This is a genomic window from Paenibacillus paludis, assembly GCF_042610515.1.
Taxonomy (GTDB): Bacteria; Bacillota; Bacilli; order Paenibacillales; family Paenibacillaceae; genus Paenibacillus_AQ.
In genome coordinates this window covers 154324-168498 of sequence record NZ_JBGJZP010000007.1, presented here as the reverse complement: position 1 = coordinate 168498, position 14175 = coordinate 154324, and the positions used below count along the sequence as shown (strand labels likewise).

5 protein-coding genes and 1 riboswitch are annotated in these 14175 nt (G+C 54.5%); all 5 genes read right to left on the bottom strand.

Annotation, left to right across the window (positions count from 1 at the left end; all coding sequences use genetic code 11):
• Positions 1-705: 705 nt before the first annotated feature.
• The gene (locus ACAN56_RS15745; protein WP_379144014.1) at positions 706-5952 is read right to left on the bottom strand and encodes an S-layer homology domain-containing protein; all 5247 of its coding nucleotides are present in this window, start codon (positions 5950-5952) and stop codon (positions 706-708) included.
• 263 nt (positions 5953-6215) lie between these two features.
• Positions 6216-6415, bottom strand: a riboswitch (cobalamin riboswitch).
• A gap of 458 nt (positions 6416-6873) precedes the next feature.
• Positions 6874-10020 (bottom strand): GAP1-N2 domain-containing protein, encoded by a 3147-nt coding sequence (locus ACAN56_RS15740; protein ID WP_379144012.1) that lies wholly within the window; start codon positions 10018-10020, stop codon positions 6874-6876.
• Positions 10017-11279: a hypothetical protein gene (locus ACAN56_RS15735; protein WP_038586374.1), complete on the bottom strand. Its 1263-nt coding sequence runs from the start codon at positions 11277-11279 to the stop codon at positions 10017-10019. Before ACAN56_RS15735 ends, ACAN56_RS15740 begins: the two co-directional genes overlap by 4 nt.
• A 503-nt stretch (positions 11280-11782) precedes the next feature.
• Entirely contained in the window at positions 11783-12418 is a 636-nt protein-coding gene (locus ACAN56_RS15730) for a hypothetical protein (RefSeq protein WP_038586373.1), read from the bottom strand.
• A gap of 62 nt (positions 12419-12480) precedes the next feature.
• Positions 12481-13758, bottom strand: coding sequence for a VWA domain-containing protein (locus ACAN56_RS15725; protein WP_038586370.1), 1278 nt, complete (start codon positions 13756-13758; stop codon positions 12481-12483).
• Positions 13759-14175: the final 417 nt, after the last annotated feature.

Sequence of the window (14175 nt, the reverse complement as noted above, 5' to 3'; positions counted from 1 at the left end):
GGCTTCGCAGGCGCTGCCGCTTCGGACGGCGGCTGCGTAACGGCAGCCGCTGGACGCGCGGTGGCTGCCGGCTTATTCGCGCCGGCAGATGGACGCGCGGTGGCTGCGGGCTTGGCAGAGGACTCTGCCGGGCCCGCACTGGCGCCGCCTGCTGCGCCGGGTGCCGCCGAGGCCTTCGCGGGGGCCGCTCCGGCGGTACCGGCCGGGCTATGCGCAGCCGGCGCCGTAGTGCCTGCAGGCACGGGACTTGTCACCGTGCCTGAAGCGGTGTCAGGCGGCGTAGATGCCGCCGCCCCTTCAAGAGCCGCCGACGCCTTCGCAGAAGGCGAAGCGGTGCTGCCCGCCGTTTCTGACGGCGGGGCCGTGTTCGCTGCGTCTCCGGTTTGCGGAGACGCGGCGTTATCAGGGGCGGGGCTTTGTGTAGCGGTGGTATTTGCTGCACTGTTCAGATCAGAACCGGCAGACTGCCGCTCGCCGGAAGAACAGCCGGCCAGTAGCACCACCGCCAAGAGAAGAAGCAAGGGATAAAACAACCATCGTTTGGATTGCTTGGACATTAATTTTCACACCTCCGAAAAAAGGGAAAGGAACGGAGGCTGTCCTGCTGCTCCCCCGTTCCGTTCCTATACTCTATGTTTTCTTTTGAAGCTTCAGTCCGATGAACCTGTTACTCCGCTCAATCGCCTTCTTAAAGATGGATTACACTTAAGGCAATCTTACGGCTACGACCGCCGCCATTTCTCTGGTTACGGCACTTGACGGGTCAAATCCTCCATTGAAGCCGGTCATATAACCGGACTCCGTTACCGCATGGACCGCTGACAGCGCATAGCTGCTGATCCGGCGCTCGTCTGTGAACTTCGCAGTCTTCGCCGAAGCCGCAGAACCGTTCTCCAGCTTGAACGCTCTGGAAATCATCACAGCCATATCCTCGCGGGTAATCCAGCCATTCGGATTAAAGGTTGTATCCGTAACTCCGCCTACCCATCCGAGCTCTTTCGCTTTAAGCACAGCTCCATAATACCATGTGCCGGCTTTTACGTCGCTGAATACTGGTGCAGCCGAAGCTGCAGCAGGTGTCTGATCTGTCAGTCTCAGCAGCAGCGCAGCGAATTCAGCACGGGTAATATTCTGCTTCGGTGCAAAAATCAGGCTTGATCCGCTGACGCCTTCCATCAGCTTTTGCTCATAGGCCTTGTGAACGGAGTCCAGCGCCCAGGCTGAAATTTTGCCCTCATCGGCAAAGGACACACTGCCGGAATCGGCTGGCGAGATGCTGAACAGCTTCGCCTCTCCGGCCAGGAACCGGTTGTACGCAGCCAGTGCCAGTAATGCCTGTTCGGTAGCCAGGCTGTTCTCAGGCTGCCCAGCCGAATGAGCATAGCCGCCAGTGCTTTGTCTGAACGAAGCCAGATGGCTGAGAAGTCCGCCCTTAGCTTTAATAAATCTGGAGTCATTAGGACCAACTCCGGCAGCACTCAGGGCAATGATGACCTGTGACGTGCTCTCGCTGTTTTCTGCTCCCGAGAGCTTGAAGCCGCCGCCTTCAAGCTGCTGCTGTGACAGCCAGCCGATCGCTTTATCCGCAGCCGCTTTTACTTCCGCCTGGTCATTATGGGATGAGAGTGCAGTAACCGCCATAGCGGTAATGTCCACATCATCGGTGCTGCCAGCTGTCAGCGGGAATCCGCCGTCTTTGCTTTGCAGTTCCAGGATGGACTTGATCAGCCGTTCCTTAGTCCACTGCGCATTCGCAGGTACAGTATAAGAACCGCTGTCCAGCGCAATCAGGGCAAAAATGAGGCCGTTGCTGCCCTGGCTTACCATATGGTCATTGTTATAAATTTTCTCAATCAGATTATACCCGCCAATATTCTGCGGATCACCGCCGGCAGCGGCAACAGCCAGCGCCAAACGTTCATAATCCGTAACCTTGCGGAACTCCCCTTTATTCGCGGCAAGCTGCTCCTTCACTCCGTTCAAATAAGCGGCCGGTACTGTGTGGCCGGAACGGGCGAGTCCAATCGCCTGCCAATCGCTGATCTCTTCGGCTGCCGTGATTGCCTTGGCAGTAGCTGCAATATCGCTCTTCAGCTGCTGCGGCTGCGGCTCCCATTTACTGCGGTCCACTACGGCAAAGGCCGTGAAGTGACTGACCTTTCCGGTGATCACCCCACTTTGCGCATCCAGCGCAGCGGGAACCGGAATCCAGCGGCCGGTGCTTTCGTCAAGCCATGCCAAAGCCAGATTGGCAGGGTTTACCGCCGTAACCGGAACTGTAATCGAGAGATCTGCCGGCTTCACAAATTTCGTACCATCCGGTTTGAAATCATAAAGTCCCGATACCAGCTCAGCGCGTTCTGAATTAGTCTCGCGTACGCTGATCTTCACATTGCCGGACACGGAACCGGCTGGCAGCTGCAGCTTCACTTCACCGCCGCTGTCCTGCAAGGTTGCCGCCGCACCCGGAGTGACCTCCTGCTCGAAGACAGCCACGTTTGCCGCCAGCTTCTGCCTAAGGGCAGCCGCTGCTGCTGGAGTCATTTTAGTGCTCAGGTTCGAAACAGCTGTCGTCTGTCCTACTTGATTCAGCGGAAGGGTATTATCCGGGGTGATGTCCACATTCACCGTGCTGCCGCCCGTACCTGCTGCTGCACCTCCAGTGCCGGAGGAACCTCCAGCCGATCCCTTCAGATCATCTCCGCCATTAAGCGTATAACGCCAGGCTACGGCATCACCGCTGCTCAGCTTATAACTTCCGGAGCTGTAATCCGGGTAGACACCGTTTACGGAGTACATCCAGCCGCTTTTCTCACCGCGGTCTCTTTCTGCCAAGCCATCAATCGCTTTAATGTATACACTGTCTCCGCTTCCGCCGCTGACAACCTTGCTTCCAAGCTGGCGGATCAGCAGGCTGTATGCGGTCTCCCCCTCGTTCAGCGTCATCTTGGTACCAGCCAGAATGGTTCCCTTAGTAGTGTCTCCAATGACTGTGAGCGTGGCCGATGCAGTCTCAGGCACTTCTACGGAAGCTGTAACGGTCAGCGGCTGCGTGTAGCGGGCAATCTTAGGCGTCCCGCCTTCGACATAACCGCTCACGGCCAGCGTGTATGTTTTGGCAGGCAGGCCTCCCTCAAAGGTTGCGAGCCCTTGCTCATTAGCAGTGATGGTTTTATCGCCAACAGTCACCTGCACTCCCGCAGCCGGTGAAGTCACCGGATCAGAAGTATACGTGTCATTATTCCAGACCCATTTCTTCTGCGTAACCTTAGCGGTGAATGCCTCACCCTGCTTCGGCTGCGCAGGCGAAATCTGTACCGAATCTACTACCTGCGTATTTTCTCCGGCATAGTAGACAAGCACTTTGTCGGAAGTCTGCAGAATATAATCATTTAAGCCCACATCCGGATAAATCCACGCCCCGCCGCGCAATACGGCAAAGGCCCAGTAACCCTGATTGTTATAGGCTCCGTTCTCGATTCCATTAATGCCCCCTACAAAGATGCCGAAGGAAGATTCCGTAACCTTTAGCGGAATGTTGTTCGCATCTGCCAGCTGCTGCAGCGCATCAAACGCGTTGTATGCTTCCAGCGTGCCTTCAGCTACCGGACCCTGTGGCCCTTCAATGGACAGATAGGAGGTTACATTGCCAGGAGCTACCTTCAGCGATTCCGTATAGCGGGTAATATTTGGTGTGGCTTCCGCAACATAACCGGTTACGGCCAGCGTGTATATTTTGCCGGACAAGCCTCCTTCAAAAACTGCAACACCTTGGCTATCCGTAGTGACTGTTTTACCGCCAATGGTTACCTTCACTCCGGCTGCCGGTGAAACAACCGGTTCGGAAGCAAATGTCGTGTTATTCCATACCCACTCCACCCCGGTAACGGTCACTTTAAACGTTTCTCCCGGTTTTGGCTGCGGTGGAGATACTGCAACGGAATTTACTACCTTCGTGTTGGCACCGGCAAAATAGACAAGCACCTTGTCCTGCGCCTGCAGTTTGAAATCACCCATGCCTTCGCTTGGGTAGATCCATTTCCCGCCGCGCGACACCAGGAAGTTCCAATAGCCGTCATGGGTTCCGTTCTTAATCCCATTAATGCCCGACACATAGCTGCCATAGGAGGACTCCGTAATCTCCAGCGGAATATTTCCGGATGCCGTAAGCTTCTTCAATGCCGCCAGCGCGTTGGATGCTTGCAGCGCTCCCTCAGCGACCGGCCCCTCAGGTCCTTCAACCGACAGGTGGACTGGTACATTCTTGGAGATTACCTTTACAGCTTGCGAATATTTAGCGATAGTTGGTGCATTGTCCGTAACATAGCCGGTTACGGTTAGCGTATAGTCTCCTGCCGGAACACCTTCGGCAAAGACCGCTTTGCCGTCTTCACCGGTTGTTGCCTTCCGGTCTCCGACCGCCACCTCCACACCAGATGCACTTGAGGTTACAGGACTCGAGATATTTGTGGCGTTGTCCCATACCCATTTTATCTGGGTAACCGTAACTGAGAAAGGCTCCTCCTCACCTGGCTGCGACGCGGACAGCGTCAGCGAATTCACCAGCTGCGTATCATTGCCCGCATAATAAACGAGGACCCGGTCTGCTTCCTTAAGTTTAAAGTCCTTCATTCCTACATCGGGATCAATCCATGCCCCATCCCGGGATACAGCGTATTTCCAGCCATCCCAGCCGCCGTAGATTCCGGCTTGGATGCCGCCGATTCCCGTTACATAGCTGCCCGATTCATTCTTAATCGGAAGGCCCTTCTGGGCTGCCACTTTCTCCAGCACCTCGAGGACATTGCCTGCGTATGCCATCCCTTCTCCCAGCGTGTTCTGCGGCCCTTCAATTACAAGGGGCACATACACTAACGGATTCGGAACCGCTGGCTTGGTGAAGTCATACAGCTTGCCGTTTCCGCCCCCGCTGTACAGGGTGTAGGCCACCAGCGCCTGCAGCCCCTGCTCTGTAGCAAATGCATTTACATTTCCGCCCTGATTATGGGCAAACCCGCCGCCCTCTACGCTGAAGCTGAGCAGTCTGCTTATCAGGTCTGCTTCACCCTTGGAGAATTCTGCTCCTTCCGGGTCTACCCCGAAGGAGGCAAGGCCGATAATGACCTGTGCCGCGCTTTCGCTGCTGCCTCCAAAGCCGCCGTTGCTGTCCTGCGCAGCGGACAGCCAGGCTACTGCTTTTTGCCCGGCAGTTGCAACCACCGGATCACTCTTATGCGCAGCAAGGGCCGTCAAAGCCATCGCCGTCATATCCGGCTCGCTTGCCCCGGAAGTCAAGGCAAACCCGCCGTCCGCATTTTGCTTGGACAGGATCTCACTCAGCAGCGCCGCTTTGCTCCATTTGGCATCCGCCCCAATGGTATAATTGCCGGAATCCAGTGCCAGCAGCGCATAGACCGGATTGTTCAGCGTCTGGCCGCTCATTTTGTCACTGTTATAGATACGCTCAACCAGATTAAAACCCGGTTCAGAGCCGTTTCCGGCAAAGTTCGCCGGATCAGCCCCCACGGCTTGTACCGCGAGCACAATCCGTGCATAATCAGTGACTGCGGCAAAGCTGCCGCTGGCTGTCCGCACTTTTTGCTCCAGCAGCCGGACATAACTTTCCGGAACTTTGTAGCCCGCCTGTGCGAGGCCAACCGCCTGCCATTCTGACGTCACGCCACTGCTGAGCATATACTCGGCAGCCGCATAGGTCGCTCCGGCAACTGTAATCTGCTGCTTCGCTGTTAATGCAGCCGCAGCCGGCTCTGCGCCAGATTCGTCTGCTGCATATACAGCAGCCGTAACACTTTCCGTTCCCCCGGACGCGGTAGCGGAGACCGCTCCGGCAAACACTTGTCCTGAAGGAACAAGCGCTGTGCCCAGAATCGAAATAACCAGCAATAAAGCCAGGCCAAGCATAAAGGACTTGGCAGAGAGAAGAGTCTTCATCGTTAACCTCTTTCCGTGAATAAAATAGTGAAGCAGCGGACAACAAGAAGAAACGGCTGTGCTGTCCCTTTCAAAAGGACGGGGCCGTTTCTGTGAGAGAGAAGGAACACGCACAGCAACCGGCTTATACCTCATCCTCATCCCTCAAAAAAACCGCCCCTGCTAAGGGCGGCCTCGGAAGAATACAAATGAAGTACGGCGGTGCTCAAGCTCCGCCACCACATCCATTTGTAATGTTCCGCATTCTTACCCCACGAAGAATAGAAACGTTCAAGAAAAAGGCAGGTCTCCTGGCTTATGCTTCACCGCTTCCCTCCGCCTTCCCGTCCTTGCTTCACAGGACAGTGGCACCCTTAAGAGTCGCTCTGCATTTACAGTGGCGGGACCGCGCCGGACTTGCACCGGCCTTCCCTTTTAAGCAAATTCTATGGATAGAATCTGCACCCTTTTCACTAGACTATCAAATTTTAATATTCATAATCATATCCACTATTCCCTTGTATGTCTATAGAAAAGCTGTTCCAATGCCGCCCGTTGCCGGCTGATCCCTTTTCGAAAGCATCAAACACACTCTTCGTTGCTCCCAACCTGTCTGCACGCAGTTCATCATTAGTAGCGGAAAAAATGCCCGCTAAGTTTTAGCTACTCCCACATTAATAAGGATTAGGCGGATTTACACCCGCTATTATTTCGCAAAACGCCTCATCTGGCTCAACCGGATAATTTAGCGGTAATATTTCGTCTTATACAACTTATTCTCAATCTATAGTCCACATTAGAGGGAAATATCCCCTTTACTGGGTATGATCTGCAATAACCAACACCGGAGCTCAGTGTAAAGAAAAAAATCCTGAACGCGCATCTGCCCTGCTCTTTCCGGGCAAAACATGCGGTTCAGGATTTTTGTCTATTTATATCGCTTTACTCAGCAGCATCGGTTGCTGCTCCGCCATCATCCGAAGGCGTTGCAGTCGCAGTTGCAGTAGGCTGGGCACTCGGTGTAGGGGCTGCCGTAAGTGCTGGATCCGACTGCAGAGTCAGCTTGTAATCGCCCGCGATGATCATGTTGCCCTCGGCCAGCTTAGCCCCCGGTTCCAGATCCACAGTGACTTGGTACGAAGCCCCCCCGGTCACGCCCGGCGAAGGCGCGGATGACACAGCCGGGGACGCACCGGCTTCCGTTCCGGTGTCCGCGTTCCCTGTCGCGCCGACTTCTGTTCCGGCGTTCGCGTTACCCGTCGCGTCGACTTCTGTTCCGGCGTTCGCGTTACCCGTCGCGCCGGCTTCTGCTCCAGCGTTCGCGTTCCCTGTCGCGCCGACTTCTGTTCCGGCGTTCGCGGTCCCCGTCGCGTCGACTTCCGTTCCGGCATCCGCGTTCCCTGTCGCGCCGGCTTCTGCTCCGGCTGACGCATCCGGCGTTGCCGTTCCACTGCCGCCGTTCAAGCCGGCGGCTCCCGCATCCGGCGACGGAGCGAGGCATCGGCTCGACGTCGCCGTGACCTTGTAAACCTCCGGATCCCCACCGGAGGCTGCTACACTGATCTCCGCCGGAGTAAAGGCGGTGCATTCTTCAGCGTCAGCAAAGGTGAACACCAGCCTGCTGCCCGTGCCTTCTCCGCTGCCGCTAAGATACACGGCAGCAGGCGGCTGGCCGCCGTCCGGTGCTGGGCTGCCCTCCGGCAGAGCCGTGTCCGGGCTGTCCGGCCGCAGCAGGCTGATGGCGATAATGACGCCAATCAGTACGATCCCCAGAATGGAGCCGGAGATCAGGAGTTGAAATCGGCTGCGGCTAACCCACCGCGCCAGCGGCGAAGCCAGCTGGGAGCGGGCTTCGTTATATACATTTTGCAGAGCAGGCCCGGCAGCGGAGACATAGCTTTTGCGGAAGTCCCTGCTTTTGAAGGCTTCACGGTCGCTGTTCAGGAAATACTTTAGAATCGCCCGGCGGTAGCCCGGGTACAGCTTCTTCTTCGACACCGTGAACAGCCGGTTGTTCTGTGACCAGGCCAAGAAACGGTATATCGTTTCTTTGTCGCCGTCCGCTTTGCGCTTCACGAGATCCAGCAGCGCGTCATAATCCAGCGGGCCGCTCTCGCGGTCACTATTGTGATAGAAAGCGAGCGGCAAGCGCTCGAACGGCTCTACACTTCGCGATTCCTTCAGCCAGCGCCGTCCGAGCAGCTGTACATCATCCAGCTCCTTTGGTGACAATCCGGCAAAAAGTTCCTCATCCGGATTCTCCTCCCCGAACCAGCGGTAGGCAGCGCGCAGCGCATTGGATTTTTGCCTGCTGATGGAATCAAGCGGCGGCTGCCAGTCCGCCGTATCCCGGTAGCGCAGGAACGAAATCTCCAGCAGCTGCTCCTGTGTCAGCTCACTGAGCGATACACGGTTCAGCAGGAAGCGGTCCGCTGCCGCCATCAGCTCCTTCAGCAGCGAAAGCGCCTCAGGGTTGAACCCGCTGCCTCTGCGGCGCTCTTTTTCCGCCTTCTCTACAGAGTCGTGAATCGAGGCCACCGCCGAAACCGGATCTTTGTCACGCTGCAGCTTCTCCAGCAAATAATCGCTGATTGTATCACGGACAAACGACTGCTGCAGCGCCTCCGGAAGAAACCGGCCCCAGTGGGCGACAAACCGTAAAATGTCAGACGATTGGGCTGCAGCAGCCAGCCGGGATTCCATATACGGTTCCAGCAGTGCCTTGCGGAAAATAGGCTGGGCCAGCACTCTTTTGAAAAAGGCTGCACTCAGCTCGTCATTGCTCTCAATGATAGTGTAAGCCGCAGCCAATGTATCCTCCCGGCTCGCAGACCGGGCATTCAGCATGCCGTTGATGAAATACTCGACCACTTTGACCCGGTAATTATGGCCCTTCAGCACAAAATACTCCATAAAACGCTCCATAATCTCCGGCTGTGGAATCCCCTTTTGGCGGATCAGGTCATACTCACGGTCGAAGCGCTCCAGGAACATATCGTTCAGCCGTACCCGGGACTCCAGCGCCCCCTCTGGCTTGAGGTAGGACAGCAGGCCGCTGAGCACAGCATTTTTGTTCTCCGTGTACAAGCTTTCATTGCCCTGCTCAATCTCATAAAAAACCGCCAGCTCATTATAGAGCGCCAACTGCAGCTTGCGGTCCACGTGCTCACCGAGCAGCAGCGAATCGGCAAACCGGGCAAAGTCATCTAAACTGCCCTTGTTCTTCAGCATTTTCCATACCAGATCGGCATAAGGCTGCTGCGAGTCGCCGAAATCGGCATTCAGGGTCCGGCCTGAAGCCAGATCAAAGATGAAATCCTTCTCGATACTGCGGTCTCCGGGGCGGAGCGAGCCTTTTTCTACAAAGGTAAGATCGATATATTTGCGGCTTTTTGGCTCGTTTGCATAGGTGAGTACCCCTAGCCTGCGGCGGAAATCATACGGCAAAGCCCCGTAAATAATCTCCGTAAGCTCCATCGCCCGCTGCGACAGCTCTGCGATGGGAACATCGAGGGCAACATAACTTTTTTTCTTGCTTGCCACAGAGATCATGACCGCCTGCAGCAGCGCCTTGAACAATGCTTCGCTGAACCCGAGACTGCGCAGCACCGTTAGCGGATCAGCCTGTCCTTCACGCTGTAGGGCCGGAATATCGGCCAGCTCCGGCAAGGTTCCTCCAAGCTCTCCTTCATAACTCCCGGCAAAATCGGCATGCAGCCAATCCCCATAGCCCTGAATAATTTCCTCGGCGCGTGTTGGAGGCACTACAAAGTTATGGGCAAAAAAAGCACTCCGCTGCCCGGTAAAATCAGTCGCCTGATAGCGGCTTTGCCCGATCACCGTGTCGTTTGTTTCCGTATGGAATAAATGCAGCGCGGGCGGATACAGCTCCTCATTTTTTTCGCCGCGCGCCGCCAGCTCAGCCGGGGCATCATAAAGGCAGAAAGGATGAATGATTTTTTTGACAAAATTATTGTCCAGGCTCTCCGACTTCGCTACAGTATCGAATCCTTCGGTTGCCCGGTATACGCCCCGCCGCTCGCGGGTATACATTTGCTGGGTGATCCTGGACCCTGAGAATCTGTTCACGGCCCGTCGCTCCCCTCAATATAGTTCAGCTTATGCAGCAACCAGATAAAAGGCTCGTCCACACGGATCGGGCTGACGACACCCTCTATCTTTTGGTTGACCGGATTGCTGCCCAGCGCGGAGACGGCAAAATACCCCGTATTGGCAAAATACACATCCATCGTATCTTTGAACGGACGGTCTACCTTGCCGATAAAGCGGCGGATTTCACCGTCGATGTTCTGGAATTCATCCAGGTTCAGCGTGTTGCGGTGCACATAGTTGTTGAATACATTGCTGTTGGACTTGATGTAGTCGCCATCTTCATCCTTCAGCGAATGCAGCATGTCGCTTTTGGCAAGCACGACGGCCGTCGGGATATCGGTCTTGCTCTTCTCCTGGTAGGCGATGAAATCGCCGAACATCGTCAGCACCACATCACGCGGCTCATCATACTGCGAGACCCATTCCCCGGGACGGTCGCCGTAATTAATCTTGATCTTCTCCCGGATAGAGCGGATCTGCAGCGGATCGACCATGAACAGGATTCCCGCGGAGTTCTTGATATGCTGGCCGTGCAGCCCAAGGTAATCCTGATCGACCATGCCTTCACCGGCAACATCGAAGAACACCAGTGTCAGCGGCGGCTTCTCTTCATCCTTGAACACAAATTGAAAAATAAACGGCTCCTGCATCTTCTCCTTCTGTGTTGAGGCCAGCAAATCACCGCGCTCAAACAGCGGTTCTTCGTACAGGGTGCGGAACTTGCGGCTGATTTCAGCATTCAATGGCATGCAGGCCGCGTCGAAATGCCCAGCCGTCGTATGCTGCAGCGTATGGATCAGCGAGGTCATGTACACCGACTTCCCGACCTGGGAAGCGCCGATGATCGAGATAATGTTGCTCGGAACCTTGCCTGCGGTCACAGGGAGCTCATTATGGCAGGACGGGCACAGCCGTCTGCGCGTAAGCACACCATAGCGGTCGGTGAGACCGGTCAGCACATGATCAGTATAGTGGTGATATTCCTCGGGAATATCAGCCGGATTAAGCACAGCCTCCATATCATCGACAGTATCGAGGCCGAAACGCTCACGGTATTTATTCAGTGCATCATCTTCGCCGAGCGCATAGTTCTCATCATCCTCACGGCTGTGCATGGCCCGAAAAACAACGTCCTCCGGCGAAAACTTGGTGAAGCAGTACGGACAGACAATATCATAAAAAAGCGGCCGCGCCTGCGGCTGATTTTTCTTCTTAAATCGGCTGAAAAAAGACATCTCTCATCCTCCTAAAAGTTCTGTCTGCATAACTTGTTAGTAAGTGCCTACAAAACTAAGTTCCAACAATTTGATCTACTATGACCTGCTGTAGTCTAATCTACTGTAACTGTTTCGCTTTACTTTACTCTTCTCTTCTCTTCCTCGCTCTGCGTCCGCATGTAGCTTAATGATAACTGCACTTTGTACAGCTATATCAACGCTCAGACCCACCGCTCAACTTTTACCTGCACTTTGTGCAATTATAGAAGAGAGAATGGCATACTTTATCGGCTTTCCCGAAATATAGATGTACAAAATACAATTAAACCTGCTTAGTAGAAGAAATCGATCGTTTTAGTTGCACGAAATGCAATTACAGCCACTTCAGACTCCAAAAGCAGGCCATTCAAACTTACTAACATTCCCGCAAACGCACGCACCACAGACGTACGAAGCTTACACCTCAAGATACTTACGATCCAAGCAAGCTGCGGACTCATAATTACAAGCTCAACACCGGATTACTCCGGCACCAGCTCATAATACAATCCGTACTTACGGCCATCCGTGAAAAAGATGCGTACAAAATCCTCCTTGCCGATTTCAATCGGCGGAAGGACGCTTCTCCCGGCGGGGAAATCCTGCACAAACGGAAAAAGGATGCCGTCCTCTTTAGAAGCCGGATGCCCGCCCCGTTTCTTGACATAGCACAGTACATCCTTCGGCACCGGCACTTCGGCGGAAATCGTCATATGTACTGTTTTCAGCTTGCCGAACAGTGCTTTTTTCTGCTGGATGGAATAATAAATCCGCGCCTTGCCTGCACTGACCAAGGCACGGTTCTCGCCATCCGGCTGGCGCACCAGCAGGGTCTCTCCGTTCTCGGTGAGCCGGACAAATATGGTATAGACCACCTGGCCGATATCATCCAGCCTGTCGCGGTATCCATTATTCGCTTTGTACTCCTCGCGCGTATACAGCTTCATGCCGGAGGGCGGAAGCTCTCCGCTATCCGGCGCTTCTGTAGACGCCTTGTGAATACAGACCGCCTGCACGCCATCCGGCCAGCGCCATCGCAGCGTACAGAACCGGTCCTCCACCCGGGAGACCACATCCGCAATAACCGGCGTGGAGGAATGAGCCTCGGCGTACCTCATGACTGTAAACTCCTTTCACTATCCCTATCGTTTTGCATGTTCACTATCTGCTGTCCATACTTTTAGAATCCCTTGCTGCCCCTGTTTCTGCGCGGTGAGTGGAAGCCCTCCGATGACGGTGCTGAGGCTGCAGCATTTCTTTCACCTCTGCGGGATAATCGTCCCTCCCCAACCGGCACAACAAAGGTGAACAAGGAGAGAATCGCAGCCAGAACAAGCAGGGCGATCAGACGGATGATTGCATCCCAGTAAGAATGCCCGCTGAGGCCGAATTCAAGGATCAGTCCGGCGAATAGACCGGACACTGCGCCGCCTACTCCGAAGCTTTTAGCGAGGTGGCGGTTATCGAACACAATACCAAGGCCAACGCCCAGAGTTATGCCGATCAGCATAAGCGCCAAAATACGAACTACTGCATAATACGGACTGTCGGCGGTCGCATCACTGCGCTCAGTGAGCAAGGTCCGGTCTCCCAAGCGGTCATAAATTTGCTGGAACACATCACCCAGCCGGTTCGCATCTGTAACATCATAGTATTGCCCGCCGGTGACGGAAGCGATGTCTAGCAGCAAATTGGAGCCTGATGTATCGTCCAGCGCCAGTCCAATAGTATTAACCGCGATGCCGCGCTCCACGTACTCGTTGAGTTCCGTAGCGGTATTGAACTGACTGAACCCGTCGGACAGCAGGATTACCATTGCTCCGCGGCTGGCTTTGTCGTCACTGTTAATAACGTTCATAGCTTCTGTGAGTGCACCGCTGATATTCGTCCCGCCCTCCGTCGTCTGCAAACTGCTGATTACAGCCGATACTTTCTCGCGGTTCGCCGAACTGGAGAGTGAAATCAACGGCTGAACAACCGAAGACTCGTCGCTGAAAGTTACTACAGCCACCTGATTATCTTCGTCCATTTGCCGCACCAGCGCATCCGCAGCCGCATAGCGGCTGTTGTCAGGATCACTCTGCATCATACTGCCGGAGTCATCAATGACCATTACGACATTTTTGATCGGCTTGATTCCGCCAAAGTTCAGCTCGTACACAAACTCTGTTAAAACGCCTACTCCAAGCATCAGAACGAGCGTCAGCGGGAGCAGCTTCCAGGACAAGCCCAGATAACGCTGCTTCCAGGACAAGCCGTTCAGCCTTGGAGAGATCATCTCCGCAATCAGACAGCCAAGCCCAACCCCAAGTGCCACAATGGCAAAATAGATTCCGACAAGCACAATCGACGGCAGGTCATAGGGCCTGCGGCTAAGCAGCAGCTCACCGAGAACAAAGGCCACTCCACCGCCCAGCAGGCTGAAGAAGAACAGGAGCAGATTGATTTTTCGCTGCATCGTTATTCATCCTTTCCGGGAACAACTAAAATTTGATATTTATAATTACCGGAGCAGCCAGCCGGTCATGCTGTTGGCATTCTAATCCATGGCAAAAACGGCGGCGAAGGAACTCCCTTTGTTTATTGTAATGATACTCAATGAGCCTGGCTATGAAATTACAGTATTAGCAAGTGGAAATGGCTTCGCTGTCCTCAAAAGGACGGTATCCGTTTCAGCGAGAAATAGAAGGATAATTTATAGCGTGAAGCATATAAATTCTTATCTTTTTAAAAAAAGTATACTCTGGAGCATACTCCTAACGGTCTCTTCTTGGATTGATACAGTAAGGGGATGACACAAGCGATTCTGCTGCACTTTTTACAATAGAAACACTCGCTCATCCGAGAAGAGAAGCACACACAGCCGTCCATTCTG

Coding starts and splice junctions, on each gene's coding strand:
- ACAN56_RS15735 (WP_038586374.1), bottom strand. CDS start 11,279: ATGTCTTTTTTCAGCCGATTTAAGAAGAAAAATCAGCCGCAGGCGCGG.
- ACAN56_RS15725 (WP_038586370.1), bottom strand. CDS start 13,758: ATGCAGCGAAAAATCAATCTGCTCCTGTTCTTCTTCAGCCTGCTGGGC.
- ACAN56_RS15730 (WP_038586373.1), bottom strand. CDS start 12,418: ATGAGGTACGCCGAGGCTCATTCCTCCACGCCGGTTATTGCGGATGTG.
- ACAN56_RS15745 (WP_379144014.1), bottom strand. CDS start 5,952: ATGAAGACTCTTCTCTCTGCCAAGTCCTTTATGCTTGGCCTGGCTTTA.